Annotated in this window: 23 protein-coding genes; 6 read left to right on the forward strand and 17 right to left on the reverse strand. The window is 64.2% G+C overall.

Going from position 1 to position 25,174, the window contains the following annotated elements:
- Window positions 1–52 precede the first annotated feature (52 nt).
- The 11 genes from aspS to P9239_RS16375 form a co-directional block, all read right to left on the reverse strand.
- Window positions 53–1,855, reverse strand: a complete 1,803-nt coding sequence (gene aspS, locus P9239_RS16325; protein ID WP_309752666.1) for an aspartate--tRNA ligase — start codon at window positions 1,853–1,855, stop codon at window positions 53–55.
- 88 nt (window positions 1,856–1,943) lie between these two features.
- Complete coding sequence (locus P9239_RS16330; protein ID WP_309752668.1) at window positions 1,944–2,606, reverse strand: DUF502 domain-containing protein; 663 nt, start codon at window positions 2,604–2,606, stop codon at window positions 1,944–1,946.
- Window positions 2,607–2,735: 129 nt separating this feature from the next.
- On the reverse strand, window positions 2,736–3,107 hold the full coding sequence (locus P9239_RS16335; RefSeq protein WP_309752670.1) for an FmdB family zinc ribbon protein: 372 nt from the start codon (window positions 3,105–3,107) through the stop codon (window positions 2,736–2,738).
- Between the two features lie 134 nt (window positions 3,108–3,241).
- Complete coding sequence (locus tag P9239_RS16340; RefSeq protein ID WP_309752672.1) at window positions 3,242–3,868, reverse strand: methyltransferase domain-containing protein; 627 nt, start codon at window positions 3,866–3,868, stop codon at window positions 3,242–3,244.
- Window positions 3,869–3,911: 43 nt separating this feature from the next.
- Entirely contained in the window at window positions 3,912–5,486 is a 1,575-nt protein-coding gene (gene ubiB / locus P9239_RS16345) for a ubiquinone biosynthesis regulatory protein kinase UbiB (RefSeq protein ID WP_309752675.1), read from the reverse strand.
- A gap of 22 nt (window positions 5,487–5,508) precedes the next feature.
- Window positions 5,509–6,201, reverse strand: a complete 693-nt coding sequence (locus P9239_RS16350; protein WP_309752676.1) for an SCP2 sterol-binding domain-containing protein — start codon at window positions 6,199–6,201, stop codon at window positions 5,509–5,511.
- A gap of 157 nt (window positions 6,202–6,358) precedes the next feature.
- Window positions 6,359–7,351 carry a TIM44-like domain-containing protein gene (locus P9239_RS16355; protein ID WP_309752679.1) on the reverse strand — a complete coding sequence of 331 codons (993 nt, stop codon included), beginning with the start codon at window positions 7,349–7,351 and terminating at the stop codon, window positions 6,359–6,361.
- Window positions 7,352–7,376: 25 nt separating this feature from the next.
- Window positions 7,377–8,108 (reverse strand): bifunctional demethylmenaquinone methyltransferase/2-methoxy-6-polyprenyl-1,4-benzoquinol methylase UbiE, encoded by a 732-nt coding sequence (gene ubiE, locus P9239_RS16360; protein WP_309752680.1) that lies wholly within the window; start codon window positions 8,106–8,108, stop codon window positions 7,377–7,379.
- Between the two features lie 82 nt (window positions 8,109–8,190).
- Window positions 8,191–8,601, reverse strand: a complete 411-nt coding sequence (locus P9239_RS16365; protein WP_309752682.1) for a DUF971 domain-containing protein — start codon at window positions 8,599–8,601, stop codon at window positions 8,191–8,193.
- Window positions 8,602–8,621: 20 nt separating this feature from the next.
- Window positions 8,622–9,056 carry an HIT family protein gene (locus tag P9239_RS16370; protein WP_309752683.1) on the reverse strand — a complete coding sequence of 145 codons (435 nt, stop codon included), beginning with the start codon at window positions 9,054–9,056 and terminating at the stop codon, window positions 8,622–8,624.
- 37 nt (window positions 9,057–9,093) lie between these two features.
- Window positions 9,094–13,188: an FAD/FMN-binding oxidoreductase gene (locus P9239_RS16375; protein ID WP_309752684.1), complete on the reverse strand. Its 4,095-nt coding sequence runs from the start codon at window positions 13,186–13,188 to the stop codon at window positions 9,094–9,096.
- A 196-nt stretch (window positions 13,189–13,384) separates the two neighbouring features.
- Between P9239_RS16375 and P9239_RS16380 the strand changes: the two genes are divergently transcribed.
- Genes P9239_RS16380 through queF form a run of 4 tightly spaced genes read left to right on the forward strand, consistent with a single transcriptional unit; the run spans window position 13,385 to window position 16,984 of the window.
- On the forward strand, window positions 13,385–13,702 hold the full coding sequence (locus P9239_RS16380; RefSeq protein WP_309752686.1) for a hypothetical protein: 318 nt from the start codon (window positions 13,385–13,387) through the stop codon (window positions 13,700–13,702).
- A 12-nt stretch (window positions 13,703–13,714) separates the two neighbouring features.
- On the forward strand, window positions 13,715–15,238 hold the full coding sequence (ilvA, locus tag P9239_RS16385; protein ID WP_309752688.1) for a threonine ammonia-lyase, biosynthetic: 1,524 nt from the start codon (window positions 13,715–13,717) through the stop codon (window positions 15,236–15,238).
- A 13-nt stretch (window positions 15,239–15,251) separates the two neighbouring features.
- Window positions 15,252–16,163, forward strand: a complete 912-nt coding sequence (locus P9239_RS16390; protein WP_309752691.1) for a 5'-nucleotidase — start codon at window positions 15,252–15,254, stop codon at window positions 16,161–16,163.
- On the forward strand, window positions 16,160–16,984 hold the full coding sequence (gene queF / locus P9239_RS16395) for an NADPH-dependent 7-cyano-7-deazaguanine reductase QueF (protein WP_309752693.1): 825 nt from the start codon (window positions 16,160–16,162) through the stop codon (window positions 16,982–16,984). Before P9239_RS16390 ends, queF begins: the two co-directional genes overlap by 4 nt.
- 45 nt (window positions 16,985–17,029) lie before the next feature.
- Here queF and P9239_RS16400 read toward each other — a convergent pair whose 3' ends face one another.
- The 3 genes from P9239_RS16400 to P9239_RS16410 are packed head-to-tail and all read right to left on the reverse strand — an operon-like array spanning window position 17,030 to window position 19,815.
- Window positions 17,030–17,416: a RidA family protein gene (locus tag P9239_RS16400; protein ID WP_206467468.1), complete on the reverse strand. Its 387-nt coding sequence runs from the start codon at window positions 17,414–17,416 to the stop codon at window positions 17,030–17,032.
- 30 nt (window positions 17,417–17,446) lie between these two features.
- Entirely contained in the window at window positions 17,447–18,925 is a 1,479-nt protein-coding gene (locus P9239_RS16405) for a D-aminoacylase (RefSeq protein ID WP_309752696.1), read from the reverse strand.
- A gap of 2 nt (window positions 18,926–18,927) precedes the next feature.
- Window positions 18,928–19,815 (reverse strand): MurR/RpiR family transcriptional regulator, encoded by an 888-nt coding sequence (locus P9239_RS16410; protein ID WP_309752698.1) that lies wholly within the window; start codon window positions 19,813–19,815, stop codon window positions 18,928–18,930.
- Between the two features lie 140 nt (window positions 19,816–19,955).
- Between P9239_RS16410 and P9239_RS16415 the strand changes: the two genes are divergently transcribed.
- Window positions 19,956–21,230, forward strand: a complete 1,275-nt coding sequence (locus P9239_RS16415; protein ID WP_309752700.1) for an amino acid deaminase — start codon at window positions 19,956–19,958, stop codon at window positions 21,228–21,230.
- Here the strand turns inward: P9239_RS16415 and P9239_RS16420 are convergent.
- Entirely contained in the window at window positions 21,227–21,691 is a 465-nt protein-coding gene (locus P9239_RS16420; protein ID WP_309752701.1) for a MarR family transcriptional regulator, read from the reverse strand. The genes P9239_RS16415 and P9239_RS16420 overlap by 4 nt on opposite strands.
- A 20-nt stretch (window positions 21,692–21,711) precedes the next feature.
- Window positions 21,712–23,307, reverse strand: coding sequence for an MFS transporter (locus tag P9239_RS16425; RefSeq protein WP_309752703.1), 1,596 nt, complete (start codon window positions 23,305–23,307; stop codon window positions 21,712–21,714).
- A 106-nt stretch (window positions 23,308–23,413) separates the two neighbouring features.
- On the opposite strand from P9239_RS16425, the gene P9239_RS16430 reads away from it, so the two are divergent.
- Complete coding sequence (locus P9239_RS16430; protein WP_309752705.1) at window positions 23,414–24,262, forward strand: EcsC family protein; 849 nt, start codon at window positions 23,414–23,416, stop codon at window positions 24,260–24,262.
- Here the strand turns inward: P9239_RS16430 and P9239_RS16435 are convergent.
- Window positions 24,232–25,152, reverse strand: a complete 921-nt coding sequence (locus tag P9239_RS16435; protein ID WP_309752707.1) for an alpha/beta hydrolase — start codon at window positions 25,150–25,152, stop codon at window positions 24,232–24,234. The two genes, P9239_RS16430 and P9239_RS16435, sit on opposite strands and share 31 nt — an antisense overlap.
- Between the last annotated feature and the right edge of the window lie 22 nt (window positions 25,153–25,174).

Raw genomic sequence — 25,174 nt, forward strand, 5'->3', positions numbered from 1 at the left:
AAAAACGAAAAAGGCGCACTCGGCGCCTTTTTCGTCACAACATTAGCGACGCTTATTGCGTCTTTTGTTCGGGCTGCCGCAGACGGATGTGCAACTCGCGCAACTGGCGCTCGTCCACTTCGCTCGGCGCTTGCGTGAGCAGGTCCTGCGCGCGCTGCGTCTTCGGGAACGCGATCACGTCGCGAATCGAATCGGCGCCGGACATCAGCGTCACGATGCGGTCCAGACCGAACGCGATACCGCCGTGCGGCGGCGCGCCGTATTGCAGGGCGTCGAGCAGGAAGCCGAACTTCAGACGCGCTTCTTCCGCACCGATCTTCAGCGCACGGAAAACCTTGCTCTGCACGTCTTCCTGGAAGATACGCACGGAACCGCCGCCGATTTCCCAACCGTTCAGCACCATGTCGTACGCCTTCGCGAGGCAGCGGCCCGGATCGGTTTCGAGGTATTCGAGATGCTCGTCCTTCGGGCTCGTGAACGGATGGTGCGCGGCCACGTAGCGGTTCTCTTCCTCGTCATACTCGAACATCGGGAAGTCGATGACCCACAGCGGCTTCCAGCCGGTTTCAAGCAGGCCGTTCGCCTTGCCGAATTCCGAATGGCCGATCTTCAGGCGCAGCGCGCCGAGGCTGTCGTTCACCACCTTCGTGCGATCCGCCGCGAAGAAGATGATGTCGCCGTCTTCCGCGCCCGTGCGCTCCATGATGGCGGCGAGCGCCGCATCATGCAAATTCTTGACGATTGGGCTTTGCAGACCGTCGCGGCCCTTCGTCTTGTCGTTGACCTTGATCCACGCCAGGCCCTTCGCGCCGTAAATGCGCACGAATTCCGTGTAACCGTCGATATCGCCGCGGGACAGTTCGCCGCCCTTCGGCACGCGCAGTGCAGCCACGCGGCCGTCCTTCGAGTTCGCCGGCATGCTGAACACCTTGAAGTCGACGTCCTTGACCGCGTCGGTCAGGTCGGCGAATTCGAGCTTCACGCGCAGGTCGGGCTTGTCCGAACCGAAACGGCGCATCGCTTCCGAATACAGCATGACCGGGAATTGTTCCGGCAGCGCGACGTCCATCGTCTCCTTGAAAACGTGGCGGATCATGTTTTCGAACAGATCACGGATTTCCTGCTCGTTCAAGAACGACGTTTCGCAGTCGATCTGCGTGAATTCCGGCTGACGGTCCGCGCGCAAGTCTTCGTCGCGGAAGCACTTGGTGATCTGGTAGTAGCGGTCGAAGTTCGCGACCATCAGCAATTGCTTGAACAACTGCGGCGATTGCGGCAGCGCGAAGAACTGTCCCGCGTTCACGCGCGACGGCACGAGGTAATCGCGCGCGCCTTCCGGCGTGCTCTTGGTCAGCATCGGCGTTTCGATGTCGATGAAGCCTTGCGCGTCCAGATACTTGCGCACTTCGATCGCCACGCGATAGCGCAGGCGCAGGTTCTTCTGCATCTGCGGACGGCGCAGGTCCAGCACGCGATGCGTGAGGCGCGTCGTTTCGGAGAGGTTGTCGTCGTCGAGCTGGAACGGCGGCGTGACCGACGCGTTCAGCACGTTCAGTTCATGACACAGCACTTCGATCTTGCCGCTCGTCAGATTGGCGTTGACCGTGCCTTCCGGACGATTGCGCACGACGCCCTTCACCTGCACGCAGAACTCGTTGCGCACGCCCTCGGCCACCTTGAACATCTCGGCGCGATCCGGATCGCAGACGACCTGGACGAGCCCTTCGCGATCGCGCAAGTCGATGAAGATAACGCCCCCGTGGTCGCGGCGGCGATGCACCCAGCCGCACAGCGAGACGGTTTGGCCCAGCAGGGCTTCGGTCACCAGACCGCAGTATTCAGATCGCATCGACATGATGTTGTGTCTTTCGTTGTTCGTTGATGAACGGCTCGCGTGCGGATCGCGCTCTTCGTCGGCTCGATTCGCGGCACGCGCGCCGGCATTACATCGGCGGCTCGGTGGGGCGGCGGGCGGGCGCGACCGACAGCGGCGCGCTCGGCGCGGGGGCGACCACGCCCATCGAGACGATGTACTTCAGTGCGGCGTCGACGGTCATATCCAGTTCGACGACCTCGCTCTTCGGCATCATCAGGAAGAAGCCGGACGTGGGGTTCGGCGTGGTCGGCACGTAGACGCTCACGTGGTCTTCCTTCAGATGGTTCAGCACGTCGCCGCCGGGAATGCCGGTAAGAAACCCGATGGTGTACGAGCCCTTGCGCGGATATTCCACCAGCAGCGCCTTGCGAAATGCATTGCCGCTCGACGAGAGCAGCGTGTCCGAGACCTGCTTCACGCTCGTGTAGAGCGGCCCGACGACCGGGATATGGCGAAGGATCGCGTCCCACCAGCCGACGAGTTTCTGCCCGACGAAGTTCTGCGTAAAGAGGCCGACGACAAAGATGAACGCGAGCGTGAGCAGCGCGCCCAGCCCCGGCAAGTGGAACCCGAAGACACGCTCCGGCTGCCACGCGGACGGCAGAAGGAGCAGCGTCTGATCCATGGTTCCGATCACGAGGCCGAGCACCCACAGCGTGATGGCGAGCGGCACCAGCACGAGCAGGCCGGTAAGGAACACGGATTTCAGCGTAGTCTTTTTCGTGGTCACGTTGTTGTCGCTAGGGTGACGGGCGTCGGGTTGGCCGCGATCCGCGCGCGGACGACGCGCGCGCTGGCAGCGGTACAGGACGGATGCACAGCCGGCGCGATAGTTCGCGCCGTGCATTACGCGTGCGCTTCAGGCGGCGCTGGAAGGCGTCGAGGGTGTCGACGGCGTCGAGGTGCCAGCATCGGGCGCGGCGCTCTTCGGCGCCGCATCGGACGATGACGCAGTGCCCGCTTTCGCGCTATCGCCGGAATTCGAATCGCCCGACCCCGACGCGGCCTGCGCGTTGTCGCCCGACTTGGGCGCGGCGGAGCCGTTGCTGCCGCCGCGGAAATCGGTGACATACCAGCCGGAGCCTTTCAACTGGAAGCCTGCCGCGGTCACTTGCTTGGAAAACGCGTCCTTTCCGCAGGCGGGACATTGCGTGAGCGGTGCGTCGCTCAACTTCTGAAGCACGTCTTTTTCGTGGCCGCAGGATGCGCAGCGGTATGCGTAAATCGGCATGGCACTCTTCCTACAATGATCTGTCGACGCTTGCAAAGCCTTGAATTATAGCCGCAAACCGGCACCGGCCCGCCATTTTCGGCCGGCCCGGCGCCGTTGGGCTTTCGCGTCAGATGGGGCCGAAACCGGCGAATTCAAGCGCGCCGCCACGTCAGCCAGCGTTCGCGCCCGGCAAAGACCGGTATGGAGCCGCTGACTTCATGGTCGTCGATCAATTCGAAATGCGGGGTGAGGAGCGCGTCGAGTTCACTTCGCTCGATGCCGAACGGTGGCCCTTTCGGCGTCGCGCCGATAAAAAAGAAGCCCGCGAGCAGCGCGCCCGGCCGCGCGAGCGCGGCCATGCGCTGCGCGTAGTCGGGCCAGCGGTCTTTCGGCAGCGCACAAAGAAAAGCGCGCTCGTAGATCCAGTCAGGCGCGAATGGCGGCTGATACGCGAAGAAGTCAGCTTCTTCGACGACCTCCGCGTGCGCGCCCAGCTGCGCACGCGCCGCCGCGACGGCGCTTGGCGAAAAGTCGATGGCCCGCACGGTCATGCCGCGCTCAGCCAGATACGCGGCCTCGTAGGCGTTGCCGCAGCCGGGAATCAGCGCCCGCGTGCTCGCGGGCGCGGGCAGATCGGACACGAACGTGCGGAACGCATCGGGCACGCCCGCCTGATCCCACGGCGTGAAGCGCCGATCGAAGCGTTCGTCCCAGAAGCCGGGCGAGTTCGGATCGCGGTTGTCGAACGAGGGAACGTCGGCGTTGCTCGAAGTGCTCATCGGATTTCCTCGTACCGGCACGGAAGACGCCGGCCCGCCGTGCTCAAAGGTGGCCCATCCAGAATTGCGCAATGACGACGCCCGCGCCCGCGACCACGGCAATTCCGACGACGAGCAGCGTCATCAGCAGCCGATTCGTGCGCTTCTGCTCCGCGAGCAGTTGGCGCATGGTTTCGTCGTTGTTGCCGCGCGGCGCGTCGTGGCGCTCTGCAAGCAGATGATGAATCAGGCGCGGCAGCTGCGGAATCGTCTTACTCCACTGCGGCGCTTCCATTTGCAGGCGCTCGTACCACCCGCGCCAGCCGATCTGCTCGTTCATCCAGCGTTCGAGGTACGGCTTCGCGGTTTTCCACAAGTCGAGTTCCGGATCGAGCGAACGCCCCAGCCCTTCCACGTTCAGCATCGTCTTTTGCAACAGCACGAGCTGCGGCTGAATCTCGACGTTGAAGCGGCGCGAAGTCGAAAAGAGCCGCATCAGCACCTGTCCGAGCGAAATGTCCTTGAGCGCGCGGTCGAAGTACGGCTCGCAGACCGCGCGAATCGCGCTTTCGAGTTCCTCGACACGCGTGCTCGGCGGCACCCAGCCGGATTCGAGGTGCAACGTCGCGACGCGGTGATAGTCGCGCTTGAAGAACGCGAGAAAGTTCTGCGCGAGATAGTTCTTGTCGAAGTCCGACAGCGCTCCGACGATGCCGAAGTCGAGCGCGATGTAGCGCCCGAAGGTCGCCGGATCGAGGCTCACCTGAATGTTGCCCGGGTGCATGTCCGCGTGAAAAAAGCCGTCGCGAAACACCTGCGTGAAGAAAATCTCGACGCCTTCGCGCGCGAGCTTCGGAATATCGACGCCAGCCGCGCGCAGCGTCTCGACCTGGCTGATCGGCACGCCGACCATGCGTTCCATCACGAGCACGGCGGGCGCGGACAGGTCCCAGTACATCTCCGGCACGAGCAGCAGATCGAGCCCCTGGAAATTGCGACGCAACTGGCTGCCGTTGGCCGCCTCGCGCATGAGATCGAGTTCGTCGTGCAGATACTTGTCGAATTCGGCGACGACTTCACGCGGCTTGAGCCGTCTGCCGTCCGGCCACAGACGCTCGGCCCAGATCGCGATATCGCGCAGCAGCGCGAGGTCCGAATCGATCACCGGCAACATGCCCGGCCGCAATACCTTCACCGCAACGGACTTGCCCGCGTGCTCGCCGTGCTTGATCTTCGCGAAATGCACTTGTGCGATCGACGCGCTCGCCACCGGCACGCGCTGGAAGTCGTCAAAGAGTTCGTCGATCGGCGCGCCGAGCGACTTTTCGATGATCGAAACGGCAACGTCGGAATCGAACGGCGGCACGCGATCCTGCAGCTTCGCGAGTTCGTTGGCGATATCCACGGGCAACAGATCGCGCCGCGTCGACAACACCTGACCGAATTTCACGAAGATCGGCCCCAGGCTTTCGAGCGCGAGGCGCAACCGGATGCCGCGCTCGATATCGAAGCGACGGCCGAAGGTCGTCACGCGCATGAGGTAGCGCACGCGGCGATCGTTGATGCCGCTCATGACCAGTTCGTCGAGGCCGAAGCGGACAATCGTGAAGAAAATCTTGAGGAAACGCAGAAAACGCATGGTCGGAGTTCGCTTCAGCTCGTTATTTGCGCGAGTCGCGCGCGGACTCGCCGCCGGTCCGCGCTGAGGCGCCGCGGGCCGACTCTTGTTGTTCGATCCGTTCGATGCGCTTTTCGACGCGCGCGAGCGCATCGCGCGCTTGCGACAACTCGGCGTTGAATGCGTCGAGCGCGCTCTTGCGCACGAGTTGCGGGCGCTCGTCCAGCAAATACTCGGCCACGGAATCCAGCAGGTTGCGCCCGGTGCGCTGAGCCTGCGCCTGCATCGTCCGCGCGATCATGCCGATGCGATGCGCGGGCGCATCGCCGATCACGCGCGACAAATCTTCTTCGGGGTCCCAGCGCAAATGCTCGGCGAGCTTCGCGAGCGTCGTCGCGAACTCGGCATCGCCTTCGATGCGCACGTGCTTCATGACCGCCGCCTGACCGCCTTGCAGAAACGCTGGAAGCGCATCGAACGGCACGGCGATGCTGACGTCGAAATGGCCGGCTTGCGTCTCGCTCGTTGCGGCGAAAAGCCCGTCCGACTGCGCGACGAGCGCGATCACGAACGGCGCGCACGAGAGCCTCACGCACTTGCCGGCGTAGGGCTGAACGCGTTCGCGCGCCCATGGCTCGCGCGCGAGCAGATGGTTCACGACAGCCGCGAACGCCCCGGACGCGGTCTTGACGGCAGGATCTACAACGGAGCGGGAAGGTTCGTGTGCGTTCGTCATCGGCTCTGAGATGAAAAAACCCGCGCAAGCGGTCGCTCGCGCGGGTTCTATTCTACGGTCTAGGCAAACTCCGCGAACGCGGAGGCGCTTCTCCACGCGCACCTCGCCGGCGGCGTGCGGCGCAATGCCGCCGTGCGGGCGTGCGCGGCGCGCGCGCTCAATTCACCTGCTGGATGCCGGCCAGCAGCCAACCTTCGTTGCCGGACTTCTGCTTCGACAGATTCCAGATTTCGACGAAGGGCTCGGCCGCCACCCCTTCGGATTCGCGAATCAGCCCGTGGAAGCGGACGCTCGCAAGATACTCGGACGCGCGATCTTCCACGCCGAGCACGTCGGCGTTCAACTGAACCACGTCCGTGCGATTCGGCGCGCCGCCGCGTGCGTCGATGTCCAGCTTCACCTCAGCGAACATTTCGGGCGTGGTGAATTCGCGGATGTCGTTGACGTTGCCGCGGTCCCACGCGTCCTGCAGGCGCACGAAGTACACCTTCGCGTTACGCACGAACGCTTCGGTGTCGAAACCCGCCGGAACGTTCGCGGGCGCCGCCTGCGTCGCGGGCGAATCGATATAGTCCGCGCCGAAGCCCGCGGGCTGCGACGCGCGCGGCGGTTCCTGATTCAGACCGCTGCGCGCCGATGCGCCGTAAGGCGACGCGCCCGCGCCCGCATAGGCCGGCGTGGCACCGCCGTGACGCTTGCGCATGAAGAAGCGGAACAGCATGACGGCCGCGAGCACGATCAGCGCGATCATGATCATGTTGGCCATGGCGCCGGCGAACGCGCCGCCGAGCCCGAAGTGCGACAGCAGCGCCGCGATGCCGAGACCGGCGGCCAAGCCGGCGATCGGCCCGAGCCAGCGATTGCGCGCTGGCTGCGCGGCGGCGGGCGGCGCGGCGGGCGCGGGCTGCGCGCGCTGCGGCTGCATGGACTGGCTCGGCTGCATGGACTGCGACGGCGGCGTCGCCTGATGCTGCTGCGTGGCCGTGGCCGACTGGCGGCCCATGCTGCGGCCACCGCCCATGCGACGCGCCTCGGCGTCGTCAGCGAAGATCGCGCCGGCCGTGATAACGCCAGCCAGCGCCAAGATTCCGGCCTTTCTGAACAGCGTGCTCAGAAATCCCCGGGGATGGGGTGTGCGCGAATCGGACATATCGAATCCTTTAGAGAGTGGAACATCAAAATTTTGTCCCGACGTGTAACGCTACCACGCCACCTGACAAATTGTAATATTCGACTCGATCCAGTCCTGCTTGTTCCATCATCGTCTTCAACGTTTCCTGGTCCGGGTGCATGCGGATGGATTCGGCCAGATAGCGATAGCTGTCCGCGTCTTTTGCGACCTTGTCGCCGAGCCAGGGCAGAATCTTGAAGCTGTAAATGTCGTACGGCTTCTTAAGCGGTTCCCACACTTTCGAGAATTCCAGCACGAGCAAACGGCCGCCCGGCTTGAGCACGCGGTACATTTCGGCCAGCGCGCGCTCCTTGTGCGTCATGTTGCGCAGACCGAAGGCCACCGTCACCACATCGAAGTAGTTGTCCGGAAACGGAATCTTCTCCGCGTCGCACAGGAGCGTCGGGGTGATGACGCCCTTGTCCAGCAAGCGGTCGCGGCCCACGCGCAGCATCGATTCGTTGATGTCCGTGTGCCAGACCTCGCCTGTCGCGCCGGCCTGCTTGGCGAACGCCATCGCCAGATCGCCGGTGCCGCCCGCGATGTCCAGCACCTTGTAGCCCGAGCGCACCTTCGCCTGCCCGATCGTGAAATGCTTCCAGATGCGATGCAGCCCGCCGGACATCAGGTCGTTCATCAGGTCGTAATTGCTCGCGACGGAGTGGAACACGCCCGCCACCTTGCTCGCCTTTTCCTGCTCGTCGACCGTTTCGTATCCGAAGTGGGTCTTGCTCATTGCGCTCGTTCCTCGCATGTTGTTCGTATCTGCCTGCGCAATCGTCGCGCCGGCCTGCGGCTTTATGCCGCGCATCGTTCATTCAGTGACAGTGGCCGCCCGCCGGCTTCGTGGGCATCGGCGCATCGCGGTCGATGCCGGCGGCTTGCAGCTTGGTCAGATAGTCGCGCCAGCGGTCGTCCTGTTTCGTCGCGAGATCGTAAAGGATGTCCCACGAGTAGATGCCGGTATTGTGCCCGTCCGAAAAATTCAACTGCAGCGCGTAATGTCCGACCGGCTCGACGCCCGTAATGGCGACCTCACGCTTGCCGGTCTGCAGCGTTTCCTGCCCCGGCCCGTGGCCCTGTACTTCGGCGGACGGCGAATAGACGCGCAGCAGTTCGAACGGCACGCGATACGACTCCTTTTCGCCGTATTGCAGTTCCAGCACGCGGGATTTTGAATGCAGAACGACGCCGGTGGGAATCGGCGTCGTCGATGTCAGTCCGCTCATGGTGAGCCTTATCTTGAAAGTTAGTGTTGGCCGAACGCCTGATTCAGCTCGCGGCGAATGGCTTCGCTCAGGAGCGTCGCCTGCGCGCGGCGCTTGGCGAGCTGCGCCTCGGACACCGTGCGCTGGCGCGGCGCCCAGACGGGCAACGGAAAACGGGAATCGTTGGAAAAACGTGGAATGACGTGCCAATGAAGATGCGGCACCTGATTGCCGAGGCTCGCCAAATTGATCTTCTCGGGGACGAGCACGCGACGAATGGCGCGTTCGACGCCGTTGACGGCGGTCATCACGCGCAAGCGGTCGGCATCGGCCAGGTCGGACATTTCGGCAACATGCGCGCCCCAGATGACGCGGCAAAAGCCGGGCCAATCCGGCTCGTCGGCGAGGACGACGCGCAACGCGTCGTCCGCCCAGAGCACTTCGCCGCCGTCTTCACGGCAAAACACACAGTCCATCTCAAACCTCTAGCGAATCAAAACCTCGATTTCGCTATTACACCAGCACGCGCTCGATACCGCCATTGTTCGCGCGCTCGACGTACTGTTCCATCCAGTTTTCGCCGAGCACCTTGCGCGCCATTTCCACGACGATGTAGTCCGCCTCGACGTTGGCGTCCTCGTTATAGCGCGAGAGCCCTTGCAGGCACGACGGGCAGCTCGTGAGAATCTTCACGTCCGTGCCTTCGGTCTGCGCGCCGTCGCCCGCCGAGAGCACGGAGCCAGGCGCTGCGCCCGCGGTGCCTGCCGACGCGTTCATCGGATTGATCGCGTTCGAGCCGGCAACGGACGTGAGCGGAATGCCGCGCAGATTGGCCGCGCCCTTGCGCACTTCCTCTTCCTTGCGGAAGCGCACCTGCGTCGCGATGTCCGGGCGCGTGACCGCGAACGTGCCCGACTCGCCGCAGCAGCGATCGTTCTTCTGAATCTTGTAGCCGTCGTTCTGCGAGCCCATCAGATCGTTGACGAGCTTCACCGGATCGACCGTCTTGATCGGCGAGTGGCAAGGATCGTGATACATGTAGCGCGTGCCCTTCACGCCCTCCAGCCGGATGTTTTTCTCCAGCAGGAACTCGTGAATGTCGATGATCCGGCAGCCGGGGAAGATTTTCTCGAATTCATAGCCCGCCAGCTGGTCGTAGCACGTTCCGCACGACACCACGACGGTCTTGATATCGAGATAGTTCAGCGTGTTCGCCACGCGATGAAACAGCACGCGGTTGTCCGTGACGATCTTCTCCGCCTTGTCGAACTGGCCCGCGCCGCGCTGCGGGTAGCCGCAGCACAGATAGCCCGGCGGCAGCACGGTCTGCACGCCCGCTTCCCACAGCATCGCCTGCGTCGCGAGGCCGACCTGCGAGAACAGCCGCTCCGAGCCGCAGCCGGGGAAGTAGAACACGGCTTCCGAATCCACGGTCGTCGTCTTCGGATTGCGGATGATCGGGACAATCTTGTTGTCCTCGATATCGAGCAGTGCGCGCGCCGTCTTCTTCGGCAGATTGCCCGGCATCTTCTTGTTGACGAAGTGGATCACCTGCTGCACGACGGGCGGCTTGCCGGTCGTCGAAGGCGGATGCGCGGTCTGCTTCTTGACGATCTTCTTGAGCACGTCGGTGCCCAGGCGCTGCGCCTTGTAGCCGACGCCCATCATCGCGGTGCGCGCGACGTTGATGGTCTGCGGATTCGTCGCGTTGAGGAAGAACATGCCCGCCGCGTTGCCCGCGTTGAACTTCTTCTTGCCCATCTTGCGCAAGAGGTTGCGCATGTTCATCGACACGTCGCCGAAGTCGATCTTCACCGGGCACGGCGTCGCGCATTTGTGGCAGACGGTGCAGTGATCGGCGACGTCGTTGAACTCGTCCCAATGCTTGATGGACACGCCGCGGCGCGTCTGCTCTTCGTACAGAAACGCTTCGACCAAGAGCGACGTCGCGAGAATCTTGTTGCGCGGGCTGTAGAGCAGGTTCGCGCGCGGCACGTGCGTCGCGCAGACCGGCTTGCACTTGCCGCAGCGCAGGCAGTCCTTGATGGAATCGGAGATCGCGCCGATATCCGACTGCTGCATGATGAGCGATTCATAGCCCATCAGCCCGAACGACGGCGTGTACGCGTTGCGCAAGTCCGCGCCTTCCAGCAGCTTGCCTGCGTTGAAGCGCCCTTGCGGGTCCACGCGCTTCTTGTACGCGCGGAAATCGCCGATTTCCTCGTCCGTCAGGAATTCGAGCTTCGTAATGCCGATGCCGTGCTCGCCGGAAATCACGCCATCAAGCGAACGCGCGAGCTTCATAATGCGCGCGACCGCGTGATGCGCGTCCTGCAGCATCTCGTAGTTGTCGGAATTGACCGGAATGTTCGTGTGGACGTTGCCGTCGCCGGCGTGCATGTGCAGCGCCACGAACACGCGGCCCCGCAGCACTTGCTTGTGGATGGCCTGCGCTTCGTCGAGGATCGGCTTGAATTCGCCGCCGTTGAAAATCTGGCGCAACTCCGCGCGAATTTCCTGCTTCCACGAAATGCGCAGCGTGCGATCCTGCGCGAGATGGAACACCGTGGCGTCCGGCTGCACGTCCACGCGATCCGCGAACTTCTCCGCGAACGCCTCGTAGCCGAGCGTCACCAGATAGTGCTGCGCCTCGCGCAGCGGCAAGTCCAGCTTCTCGCCGACGAACGTCCAGCGTTCGCGCACGCGCTTGAGCAGATCGAGCGCTTGTTGCACGCGGTCTTCGAGCAGTTCGGCGCTCGGGATTTCGTTTGCGTCGTCGCTCTTGCCGAGCGGCAGCTTGCCGTTGCGGAAGAACGCTTCGAGCGCATCGAGCAATTGCAGCTTGTTCTTGATCGACAGCTCGATGTTGATGCGCTCGATGCCGTCCGTGTATTCGCCCATGCGGTTGAGCGGAATCACGACGTCTTCGTTGATCTTGAACGCGTTCGTGTGCTTGGCGATCGCGGCCGTGCGCGAGCGGTCGAGCCAGAACCGCTTGCGCGCTTCCGCGTTCACCGCGACGAAGCCTTCGCCGCTCTTGCCGTTCGCCATGCGGACGACTTCGGACGTGGCCTGCGCGACGGCATCGGCGTCATTGCCGACGATATCGCCGATCAGCACCATCTTCGGAAACGCGTTGCGCTTGCTCTTGGTCGCATAGCCGACCGCGCGCAGATAACGCTCGTCGAGGTGCTCGAGGCCCGCGAGAATCGCGCCGCCCTGCTTCGACGTTTCGAAGAGGTAATCCTTGATCTCGACGATGCTCGGAATCGCGTCGCGCGCCTGCCCGAAAAATTCGAGGCAGACGGTGCGCGTATGCGCCGGCATCTTGTGCAGAATCCAGCGCGCGGACGTGATCAGGCCGTCGCAGCCTTCCTTCTGCACGCCCGGCAGTCCGGACAGGAACTTGTCGGTCACGTCCTTGCCGAGCCCTTCCTTGCGGAACGTGCGGCCGGCAATGTCGAGGTTTTCGCTGCGGATCAGCTTTTCGCCGGGCGCGCGATTGCCGTCGAACCAGTCGAGCCGGAAGCGCGCCACTTCGACGTCGTGAATCTTCCCGCAGTTGTGATCCAGACGCGTGACTTCGAGCCAGTTGCCTTCCGGATCGACCATGCGCCACCAGGCGAGGTTGTCCAGAGCCGTCCCCCACAGCACCGCTTTCTTGCCGCCCGCGTTCATGGCGACATTGCCGCCGACGCACGACGCATCGAGCGAAGTCGGATCGACCGCGAACACGAAGCCCGCCTGCTCGGCCGCTTCCGTGACGCGGCGCGTGACGACGCCCGCGCCGGAGAAAATCGTCGCGACCTTGTGATCGACGCCCGGCAAGTCGGTCATCTCGACCGGCCCGAGCTGCTCCAGCTTCTCCGTGTTGATGACCGCCGAAAACGGCGTGAGCGGAATTGCGCCGCCGGTATAACCGGTGCCGCCCCCGCGCGGAATCACGGTGAGGCCCAGTTCGAAACACGCCTTGATGAGACCGGCGATTTCTGCTTCGGTATCCGGCGTCAGCACGACAAACGGATACTCGACGCGCCAGTCGGTCGCGTCCGTGACGTGCGAAACGCGCGCGAGACCGTCGAAGCGAATGTTGTCCTTCTGCGTTTGCTTGCCGAGCACGCGTGACGCGCGGCGGCGCAGATCGGCCATGCGGCCGAATTCGGAGGCGAAGTCGTCCACGGCGCGGCGGGCGGCAGCGATGAGCAGTTGCACGCGATCAGCGCGCTCGCGGCTGCCCGCTTCTTCGCTGTGCTCGGACAAGTCCGCGCTGCGACGCTTTTCGATTTCCGTCAGGCGATGGTTCAGCGCCTCGACCAGCATCCCGCGACGCTTCGGGTTGTCGAGCAGATCGTCTTGCAGATACGGATTGCGGCGCACGGCCCAGATGTCGCCCAGCACTTCGTACAGCATGCGCGCGGAGCGGCCGGTGCGGCGCTCGCCGCGAAGTCCGTCGAGCGCGGCCCAGGCTTCGTCGCCCAAGAGCCGCATGACGATTTCGCGGTCCGAAAACGACGTGTAGTTATAGGGAATTTCGCGGAGACGCGGCTCGATATCGAGCGCCAAGGCGGCATGGGCGCCGTTCGGATCGAAGGCTTGAGGTGCGTTCATGTTCGACGGTTCGGTAGTTCGGCGCGCCGGCTTCGGAAAGCGAGAGACGCCGACGGTGCGCGTGGGGGCGCAGATTTTCGAATGAGACTTTTGTTTGCGAAGGCGGGCGATTCGCCCGAGAGCGCCGGCTTGCGCGGATGCCGCGAGCCTCACGGCGCAGCCTTCGATGTGCCCGAGATCAGCGCCACGATCGCGCATGACGCGCATGACGCTCGGCCGCAGCGTGATGCGCGCGGGGAACATGCGCCAGAAATTCGATCCGAAGCTGCAAGTGCATCTGCCGGTCCTGATTGCTGATTTGCAAAAAGAAATTCTAACCCATCGCGAAAATCGCCGTTGGCGGCTGCTAGCACGACGAAGGGCCTTTTGCGCGACCATTTTCGCCGCGGTTTGGCGTTTTTGCGCGCTTTTAGGCGTCCGGCCGGTCGGTCAAAGCTGCGCAGAGCCGGAAACCAAGACCTTTGCGGCTATCATTGATGTTTTCGCACTGAAAAAGCGCAGCCGGTCTGCGTGACGAGTCCTCCGCATGAGCCATCCCGACTACCTCAAGAAAGTGCTGACGGCGCGCGTCTACGACGTCGCACGCGAAACCGAACTGGAACCCGCGCGCAATCTGTCCGCGCGCCTGCATAACGCCGTCTATCTGAAGCGCGAAGACAACCAGCCGGTCTTCTCGTTCAAGATTCGCGGCGCGTACAACAAGATGGCGAACCTGCCGGCGGATGTGCTCGCGCGCGGCGTCATCACGGCATCGGCGGGCAATCACGCGCAGGGCGTGGCGCTCTCGGCGGCGCGGCTCGGCTGCCGCGCGGTGATCGCGGTGCCGACCACCACGCCGCAGGTCAAGATCGACGCCATCCGCACGCACGGCGGGCCGACGGTCGAGATCGTGCTGGCGGGCGAATCGTACAGCGACGCCTACGCGCGCGCCGTCGAGCTTCAGGAAGAGCGCGGCCTCACCTTCGTGCATCCGTTCGACGACCCGGACGTCATCGCCGGGCAAGGCACCGTCGCGATGGAGATTCTGCGTCAGCATCAGGCCCCGATTCACGCGATCTTCGTGCCGATCGGCGGCGGCGGACTCGCGGCGGGCGTCGCGGCGTATGTGAAAGCGGTGCGGCCGGAGATCAAGGTGATCGGCGTGCAGACCGAGGATTCTTGCGCCATGGCGCGCTCCATCACGGCGGGCGAGCGCGTGACGCTGGGCGAAGTCGGCTTGTTTTCGGACGGCACGGCGGTGAAGCTCGTCGGCGAGGAAACGTTCCGGCTGTGCCGCGAACTGCTCGACGAAGTGCTCACCGTAGATACCGACGCGCTTTGCGCCGCCATCAAGGACGTCTTTCAGGACACGCGCAGCGTGCTAGAACCGGCGGGTTCGCTCGCCGTCGCGGGCGCGAAGCTGTATGCGGAACGCGAGGGCATTGAAGGCAAGACGCTCGTCGCCGTGACTTCTGGCGCCAACATGAACTTCGACCGCATGCGCTTTGTCGCCGAGCGCGCCGAAGTGGGCGAAGCGCGCGAGGCGGTGTTCGCGGTGACGATTCCCGAAGAGCGCGGCAGCTTCCGGCGCTTTTGCGAACTCGTCGGCACGCGCAGCGTGACCGAGTTCAATTACCGTATTGCGGATGCGCGCGCCGCGCACATCTTCGTTGGCGTGCAGATCAAGTCGCGCAAGGAAACGGCGCAGATGATGTCGTCGTTCATCGAGCATGGCTTCGCCACCGTCGATCTGTCGCACGACGAGCTTTCGAAGCAGCACATTCGCTATATGGTGGGCGGCCATTCGCCGCTCGCGCAGGACGAACGGCTTTTGCGCTTCGAATTCCCGGAGCGGCCGGGCGCGCTGATGAAGTTCTTGTCATCGATGGCGCCGAACTGGAACATCAGCCTCTTCCACTATCGCAATCAGGGCGCGGACTACAGCTCGATTCTCGTCGGCATTCAGGTGCCGCAGTCGGATAACGCCGAGTTCGAGCGTTTTCTCGCGACGCTCGGCTATCCGTGGTGGGACGAGCAGGCGAATCCGGTCTACAAGCTGTTCCTCGCGTAAGGGCGAGACGCCGATGGCCTTCACGCTCGAAGACAAGCTCGTCGTCGCGATTTCGTCGCGCGCGCTTTTCGATTTTGAAGAAGAAAACCGCGTCTATGAGACGGGCGACCTCGCCCGTTACGAGGCGCTGCAGCGCTCGCGGCTCGATACGCCCGCGAAGCCGGGCGTCGCGTTCGGGCTGATTCGCAAGCTGCTGGCGCTGAACGCGCACGAGCAGCGCGTCGAAGTGGTGATTTTGTCGCGCAGCGATCCGATCAGCGGGCTGCGCGCGTTTCATTCATGCCGCGAGCACGGACTCGCGATCGAACGCGGCGTGTTCACGCGCGGCCGGTCGCCCTTCGCGTACTTGAAACCGCTGCGCGCGTCGCTATTTCTGTCGGCGAATCCGGACGACGTGCGCGCCGCGCTCGCCGCGGGCTTCCCCGCCGCGCGCGTGCTGCCGGAAACGCCGCGCGCCGCGAGCCGCTATGCTGATGAGATCCGCATCGCGTTCGACGGCGACGCCGTTCTGTTCTCCGACGAAGCCGAACGCGTTTTTCAGAGCGAAGGGTTAGGCGCGTTCGTCGGGCACGAGACGGAAAAGAAGGATTCGCCGCTTCCCGGCGGCCCGCTCAAGCCGCTGCTGGCGGCGTTGAACAAGCTGCAACGCATCGCCGACGACAACGAAAGCCAGTCGCCGATGCGCATTCGCACCGCGCTCGTCACCGCGCGCTCCGCTCCCGCGCACGAACGCGCGGTCCGGACGCTGATGGCGTGGAACATCGAAATCGACGAAGCGATGTTTCTAGGCGGCCTCGACAAGGGCGAATTCCTGCGCGAATTCGAACCCGATTTTTTCTTCGACGACCAAATCCGCCACTGTGAATCTGCCCGCGTCGTGACCGCGACGGGGCACGTTCTCAGCGGCATAGCGAACGCATCATGACACCCGAACAATCTCCGCTCGGCAAAGCCGTCAACTACACCGAACAGTACAATCCCGCGCTGCTTTTTCCGATCGACCGCAAGCGCGCGCGCGACGAAATCGGCGTGCCGGCGCGCCTGCCGTTCTTCGGCACCGACATCTGGAACGGCTACGAGCTGTCGTGGCTCAACCGGCGCGGCAAGCCGCAGATCGCAGTCGCGACGTTCTTCGTGCCGGCGGAATCGCCCAACATCGTGGAATCGAAGTCGTTCAAGCTGTATCTCGGATCGTTCGCGCAGACGCAGTTCGATTCCATCGACGACGTGCGCGCCGCCATCAAGCGCGATGTTTCGGCGACGTGCGGCGCGACGGTATCGGTGCAACTCATCGCGCCCGCCGACTTCGGCAAGCTCACGATGGAAGAATTCGACGGCTTGTCGCTGGACCGGCTGGACCTCGATTGCGAGATTTATACGCCGGACCCGTCGCTGCTGTCGGCATCGCATGACGAGGCGCCCGTCGACGAGACGCTGTTTTCGAATCTGCTGAAGTCGAATTGTCCGGTCACGGGACAGCCGGACTGGGGCAGTGTGCAGATCCGTTACTACGGCGGGCAGATCGATCACGCGGGATTGCTGCGGTATATCGTGTCGTTTCGCGAACATACCGGCTTTCATGAGCAATGCGTCGAGCGCATGTTCATGGACATCATGCGCGAATGCAAGCCGGAAAGGCTGGCGATTTATGCGCGGTATACGCGGCGTGGCGGGCTGGATATCAATCCGTTTCGGACGAACTTCAATTTGCCGATGCCGGATAATGCCCGGTTGGCGAGGCAGTAATTCACGCAGCGGCGGCGCGCGACGAGCGCGGCGCCGCCCTCGTCGTCAAGCCCCCGGCTTCTTATAAGCCACGCAATCCACCTCGACCTTACAGTCGATCACCATCGACGACACCACGCACGCCCGCGCCGGCGGGTTCGCGCCGAAGTACTCCTTGAACACCTTGTTGAACGAAGCGAAGTCGCGCGGATCGTCCAGCCACACGCCGCAGCGCACGACATGCTCCGTGCCGTAGCCCGCTTCTTCAAGAATGGCGATCACGTTCTGAATCGCCTTGTGCGACTGCTCGACGATCCCGCCGTTGATCACCTCGCCGTCCTGCATCGGCGTCTGGCCCGACACGTAAAGCCAGCCATCGGCCTCGACCGCGCGTGCGAACGGCATATGCGCGCCGCCTTGTCCCTTGCCGCCTTCCACGCCATAGCGCTTCATCTTCCACTCCTTTTCGTAAAGCAATAAGTCTTAGAACGCGCCCGCCGCATCCAGCTTCGATGCCGCGCCGCGCGCCACGAAACGTCCCGCGCGCTCGCCCGTGAGCGCCGCCTCGCGATACGTCAAAACGCCATTCACCCAAACCGCGTCGATGCCATCGGCCGCCTGCTCCGGCTTCGCGAACGTCGCGGCATCGCGCACGCGCTCGGGATCGAACACGACGAGATCGGCGTAATAGCCCACTTTCACTTCGCCGCGTCCGCTTAGTCCGAAGCGCCGCGCCGAGAGGCTCGTCATCTTCCGCACGGCCTCTTCCAGCGCGATCAGCGCTGTGTCGCGCGCATAGTGGCCGAGCACGCGCGGGAACGCGCCCCACAAGCGCGGATGCGGAAGCGGATCGTTCGGCAGGCCATCGGAGCCGACCATCGTCGCGGGATGCGACAGAATGCGCCGCACGTCGTCCTCGGACATGTTGTGGTACACCGCGCCCGCCGGTTGCAGGCGCTTCGCGGCTTCCTGCTGGCTGACGTTCCATTCGGCCGCTATCTCGCGGATCAGCTTGCCCGCCATTTCCGGATGCTGCGTCGACCAGGTGATCGTGATGTCGATATCGCCCGTCACTTGCTTCAGGTCCAGCGTCGATGAACTGCGGTTGTACGGATAGCAGTCGCAACCGACCGGCTGTCCTTCGCGCACCGTTTCGATCGACTTCAGCACTTCCACGCTGCGTCCCCAGTTCGACGGCCCCGCGCACTTCAGATGCGAAATCACCACCGGCACGCGCGCATGACGGCCAACGCGATACGCCTCTTCCATCGCGTCGAGAATGGCGTCGAATTCGGTGCGCATGTGCGTCGTGTACAGCGCGCCCGCTTTCGCGAGCGGTTCGGCGAGCGCCTGCACTTCCTCGGGCGGCGCGTTGAATGCCGATCCATACGCGAGTCCGCTCGACAAACCCAACGCGCCGTTGTCCAGCGCCTCTTCGAGCTGCGCGCGCATCCCGGCGATTTCACCGGCGGTCGCGGCGCGGTCGAGCCGGTCCATGTGGTTGTTGCGCAGCGCCGTATGTCCGATGAGCGCGCCGACGTTCACCGCCGGACGCGCGTCGTTCACGGCATCGACATACGCCGCGAAGGTCGGATAGCGGAACGCCGACGCATCGCCGAGCAGGTTCATCGGGTCGGGCGGATCGCTCCTCAGCGTGACCGGCGACGCGCTGATCCCGCAATTGCCCACGATCACCGTCGTCACGCCCTGCGTGATCTTGGGCATCATCTGCGGCGAGCGGATCACGTGCGTGTCGTCGTGCGTGTGAACGTCGATGAAACCGGGCGCGAGCACTTTGCCGTGCGCGTCGAACACGTCGTCGGCGCTCCAGTGCGACAAGCCGCCCGGCGCTTCAATGGCGACGATGCGGCCGTCGCGCACCGCGACATCGCGTTCGACGGCGGGCGCGCCGGTGCCGTCGATCACGCGCGCGCCGACGATCAGCGTGTCGCACTCTTCCATGATCAATCTCCCAAAGGTTGACGCTCGCCGCCGCCGCGATGCGCGTCGAGCGCGTGTTTCATGCGGCGCAGCAGTTCGCGGCTGCGGTCGGCCTGCTTCACGGCGAGTTCGGTGACGAGCAGGTCGAGCGCCATCATCATCGCGTAGCGGGATGACGACGGCTTGTAGATGAAGTCCGTTTCGATTGCGATGACGGGAATGAGCCAGTCCGCGAGCGCGCCGAGCGGCGACGCGGGCGCAGTCAGCGCGATGACGCGCGCGCCGTATTCGCGAGCGAGCCGGCAGCTTTCCACCATCTCCGGCGTCTGCCCCGTCACCGACAGCGCGACGACGACATGCTCCTTCGACAACGTGGACGCGACCATCCGCTGCAACAGCCCGTCCTGATACGACGCGACGGGCCGACCGAGCCGCACGAGGCGAAAGCGCATTTCGTCGGAGAGCGCGGTCGATCCGCCGCCCATGCCGAACACGTAGATCATCGACGCGGCGGCGAGCGCGTCGGCGGCATCAGCAACGGGCGCGGCGCGCAGCGCGCCCTGATTCTGCGCGAGCGTCGTCTGCACTTCATCGAAGATGCGCGCGGCGAGCGAATCCGGCAACGCGTCCGGCTCGCGCTTCAGGAAGCGCTGGCCGACCGCCGCCGCTTGAGCGAGGCGCAGCTTCAGTTCGCGCACGTCCTCGCAGCCGACGGCCTTCGCAAAGCGCGTGACCGTGGCGATGCTCACCTCTGCCTGCTCCGCCAGCGCGCCGATGCTCGCTCGCGACGCACCGGTGAGATCGTCGAGGATCAACGCCGCGACCTTGCGTTCGGCGCTGCGCAACGCGGGCGCGCGCTCGGCAATGCGGGCGACGATATCGAAGCTTTGCGGATCGGCTGGGCCGTTCATGGTGTCGGGTTAACTCGGGGCGCGTGTTACTAAATAACAATTCAACGCCGATGCTACTTTGGGTACCATAGTGCCGTCAACCGCAGCGGCTTTTCAGCGAGCACAGAAACGCACCTAATCGGACGATGGAGCAGCAGGACATGAAAGTTACAAACTATCAGGGCGGGGCGATCGACCCGTTTGGCAAAGGTCTCGGCATGGTGCCGGGCACGAGCATCCAGTTGGGCGATGCCGGGCGTCTGCAGTGGAGTCTGCTCGAAGAAGACGTGAGCCTGCCCGCCGCCGTGCTGTACGCGGAGCGCATCGAGCACAACCTGAAGTGGATGCAGGCGTTCGTCGAGGAATACGGCGTGAAGCTCGCGCCGCACGGCAAGACAACGATGGCGCCGCAACTCTTTCGCCGTCAGCTCGACACCGGCGCGTGGGGCATCACGCTCGCCACCGCGCATCAGGTGCGCGCGGCGTATCGCGGCGGCGTGCATCGCGTGTTGATGGCGAATCAGCTCGTCGGCAAGCGCAACATGGGCATGATCGCGGAGTTGCTGACCGATCCGAACTTCGAGTTCTTCTGCCTCGTCGATTCCGCGGATGGCGTCGATCAACTGGGCGCGTTCTTCACGGACGTGCGTAAGAAGATCAATGTGCTGATTGAAATGGGCGTGCCGGGCGGCCGCACCGGCGTGCGCGACGAGGCGCAGCGCGAAGCCGTGCTCGCGGCCATCGCGCGCTGGCCGGGCGTGATCGAACTCGCAGGCGTGGAGTTGTACGAAGGCGTGTTGCAGGACGAATCGAAGGTGCGCGAATTCCTGAAGAGCGCCGTCGATGTCACGCGCAAGCTGATCGACGAGGGGAAGATCGCGCGCAAGCCGGCGATTCTGTCCGGCGCGGGTTCGGCGTGGTACGACGTCGTCGCCGACGAATTCGCGAAAGCGAATAGCGACGCCATTGAAGTCGTGCTGCGCCCCGGCTGCTATCTGACGCACGACGTCGGCATCTACAAGAAAGCGCAGAACGAGATTTTCGCGCGCAATCCGATCGCGAAAAGCATGGGTCAGGGGCTAAAACCCGCGCTTCAGTTATGGGCCTACGTGCAGTCGATTCCCGAGCCGGACCGCGCGATCGTCGGGCTCGGCAAGCGCGATTCCGCGTTCGATGCCGGTATGCCGGAGCCGGCGAAGCATTATCGTCCGGGCGCGGACGCGCCGCGCGATGTGTCGGCGGATGAAGGCTGGGAGATTTTCGGACTGATGGACCAGCACGCGTACATGCGCATCAAACCCGGCGACGATCTCAAGGTCGGCGACATGATCGCGTTCGACATCTCGCATCCGTGCCTGACGTTCGACAAGTGGCGGCAGGTTCTCGTCGTCGACCGGAAGTATCGCGTGACTGAAGTAATCGAGACGTTCTTTTAGGCTTTGTCGTCGGCGGTGGCCGCTGCGCTCGCCGCGGCCACTTCCTGAATCCGCGATTCGAGCATCTGAAGCGCGCCCGATAGCGCCTCGATGGCGTCGTCGGGCATCGCGGCCATGGTGTCGTGCAGGAACGCGTTGCGGCGCGGCAGGCCTTCTTCGGTAGCGGCGCGGCCTTGCGCGGTCAACGCGACATTCGATACCCGATTGTCGCGTGCATCGACGCTGCGCACGATCCAGCCGAGCGATTCCAGCGTCTTCAACTGCCGCGTGAGCGCGCCCGGATCGACGCGCAGCCGTTCCACCAGCGTCTTCTGCGAGAGCACGCCCGCATGCTCGTGCAGCGCGAGCAGGATGCGCCAGCGCGGCATCGGCTGGCCCACCGCCAGCTCGAACGCAGACATGAACGCGCGATACGTGCGCCCGAACTGTTGCACCACGGCGATCCGATCCTGTTCGTTCATGCTTGTGCTTCCCTCAGTCGTCATTCGGCCAGAATGACCGGTTCCGGCTGCCGCTTCAAGCGCACGAGCGGCACGCGGCGCGATTGCCATACCGATATCACCGCCACCACCGCCGCGACTGCGAGACCGATGTGGATCGCCGCGACGAGCGCCTCGCGCGCGGCTTCCAACAGCATCGCGCCGTTGTGGCCCGCCGCCGAAAGTTGCGCGAGCAGCGTCTGCTGTCCTTCGTGGTTGATGAGAATCTGCGGGTCGGAGAGGTCGCTGAGCCAACGCATCGCGTGGTCTCGCTCCAGCGCGAGGCTCACGCCGCTCGCGTACAGGTGGCTCACGAGCGTGCCGGTCAGCGCTGTGCCGATCATCCCGCCGATCATGCGCAGCGATTGCAAGAGCGCAGTGGCGATGCCGAGGTGCTGGCGGCCCGCCGTCTGTTGCGCGAACACGGTGAGGTTCGGCATCACGAAGCCGAGTCCCAATCCGCCGAGCAGCATGAAGACGAGCAGCAGCGCGCGCGGCATCGTGTGCGTCGCGACGACCACGCCAAGGCAAGCCACCGCGAGGCATCCGAAGCCGATATACAACATGCGGTTCGGGTTGGACAGCCGCGTGACAATGCGCCCGTTCAGAATGCTGCCGATGGTGATGAAGACCACGAGCGGCGTGATCATCATGCCAGCGCCCTGCGGCGACATGCCGAAGCCGCCCTGAAACAGCAGCGGCGCGTAGAAGAGCAGCGAAAACATCGTGAAGCCGCCGAGGATCGCGAGCGTGAAGAGCGCCGCGAGACTCTGGTTGCGGAACATGTCGATGGGAAGGATCGCGTAATCGCAGCGCATTTCCCACTTCCAGAGCGCGAAGCCGGCCGCCGCGCTCGCTACCAGCAGCGCCACCGTATCCAGGCTCACGCCATGCTTCGGCAACATTTCGACAAACAATTGCAGCGCGCCGAGCGCAACGGCAATGAGCACCGCGCCGGGCCAGTCGAGCCGCATCTTGCCTTCGTGGGCGACGTGCCGAAGATGCGGCAGGAAGCGCCACACGAAGAACAGCGAGAGCACGCCGACCGGCAGATTCACATAGAAAACGGAACGCCAGCCATAGTACTGCGTGAGGAACCCGCCGAGCGACGGCCCGACCGCGTTCGCGATGCCGAATGCCGAGCTCATGAGCACTTGCCAGCGCAGGCGCACGACGTTGTCCGGGAAAAGATCCGCGATGCACGCGAACGCCGTGCCGACGAGCATGCCGCCGCCGATGCCCTGCAAGCCGCGCGCGAGCACGAGGAACATCATGCTGTTGGCGAGTCCGCACAGTACGGACGCGACCGTGAACACGACGATCGACGCGATCACGAACGGCTTGCGGCCGTAGTAGTCGCCGAGCCGCCCGAAAATCGGCACGGTGATGACGGATGTCAGAAGATAGGAAGTGGCGACCCACGCGTAGAGTTCGAAGCCTCGAAGCTCCGCGACGATGGTCGGCAGCGCGGTGCCGACGACCGTTTGGTCGAGTGCGACGAGCATCGTGACGAAGGAGATGCCCAGCATCGCCATGAGGGATTCGCGAAACGGGAGAACCTGCCCGCTCGAATGATGCGCGGCTGTATGAACGGCCATTTTTTGTGCCAACAATGATTGACTAGTCAACTTAAATGGAATCATAGCACGGTGCCGCGCTCTAAGTTGCGTGGTCAATCACTCATTTCGGATCAAGAAACGACGCATGGAACCGACGCCCATCATCACCTCGCCGCTCACGCCGGAGGACTTCGCCGCCCTCTCCCGCGCCAAGGAAGCACTCGAAAGTCCGTCGCTGACGATGAAACTGGCGAGCGTGATCGGCGCGCCCATCGAAAAGCTGATGGGCCGCCTGCCCGCCGCCGCACAGGAAAAAGTCGACGAAGCGACGCAACTCGCGCTCAAGAAGTGCCTGCAACTGGCGCTCCGCACGCTCGACAAGAGCGCGCCCGCCGGCTCGCTGCTCGCGCCGCCGCCCGACAAGCCGAGCAACCTGCTGCACAAGCTCGCGGTCGCGACGACCGGCGCGGCGGGCGGCGCATTCGGCCTGTTCGCGCTGCCGGTCGAGCTTCCCGTCACGACAACGCTGATGTTCCGCTCAATTTGCGATATCGCTCGCAGCGAGGGCGAGGACGTGCATCGCGTGGAGACGCAGCTGCAATGCATGATGGTGCTCGGCATGGGCGGCACGCAGAAGGACGACGACAACGCCGATCTCGGCTATTTCATCGTTCGCGGCGCGCTGGCGCAGTCGGTATCGCGGGCGACGAGCGAAATCACGGCGAAGGGGTTGAGCGCGCACGGATCGACGGCGCTGCTCAAGTTCGTGCAGACCATTGCCTCGCGGTTCTCCGTGCAGGTCAGCGAGCAAGTCGCCGCCAAGTCGATTCCGGCAATCGGCGCGGTGCTCGGCGCGATGGTGAACACCGTCTTCATCGACCATTTTCAGCAGATGGCGCACGGCCATTTCACCGTGCGGCGGCTGGAGCGGCAATACGGCACGGCTGCTGTGGAACGCGCCTATCAAACGATTGAGGTCATGGGCGGCCGGTGAAGGGGCGCGGGCGCGGCAGTCACGTCGTCGATGAACCGCGCTGCGTGCGACAGCGCCTGCCGCGCCTCCGGCATAAAGGGCGCCCAGATCGGGAAAATGTGCGGCACGTTGCGCCATATTTCCAGATCGGCGCGAACGCCCGCCGCGCGCGCCTTTTCCGCGATGCGCGTCGAATCGTCGAGCAGGAGTTCGGTGTCGGCGGCTTGAATGAGCAACGGCGGCAGACCATGAAATTCGCCGAAGAGCGGAGAGGCATACGGATGCTTGGCGTCGGCACTGCCCAGATATTGCGCAGCGACCTTCGGGAAGACAGCGGCGTGAAACATCGGATCGCGGCCTTCGTTGGTGCGCATCGACGCACCGCTGCACGTCAGGTCGGTCCAAGGCGAGAGAAGCACCGCGCCTGCGGGAAGCGCGTCGCCGGCATCGCGCAGGGCGAGCAGCGTCGCCAACGCCAGACCGCCGCCGGCCGAATCGCCCGCTATCACGATCGAATGCGCAGCGGCATCCGCGAGCAAGGCGCGGTACGCCGCGACGGCGTCATCGACTGCGGCGGGAAAGCGGTGCTCGGGCGCGAGCCGGTAGTCCAGCGAGAACACGTTCGCGTGCGCGCGCACGGCAAGGCCAAAGGTGATCGCGCGATGGCTGCGCGGTGAGCAGAAGTAATAGCCGCCGCCGTGCAGATACAGAATGGTTCTGCGCGATGTCGCCGAGCGCAGCCATTCACCGTTCCTGGCAACGTCCAGTTGCCAGCCCTTCGGCACCGGCGGCGACCACAGCCGCCGCGACGTGTACGCGCGAGCGCGCTCGACGTCGAGCACGGGCTTGGCGGTCTCGGGACGCATGCGCCGCCGCAAGACCCAACATGCGAATGCACTTTGCCAGCTCATCGTGCGCGCTCCGGGCGGCCGA

The organism is Caballeronia sp. LZ062, assembly GCF_031450785.1.
In the GTDB taxonomy this organism is placed as follows: Bacteria; Pseudomonadota; Gammaproteobacteria; order Burkholderiales; family Burkholderiaceae; genus Caballeronia.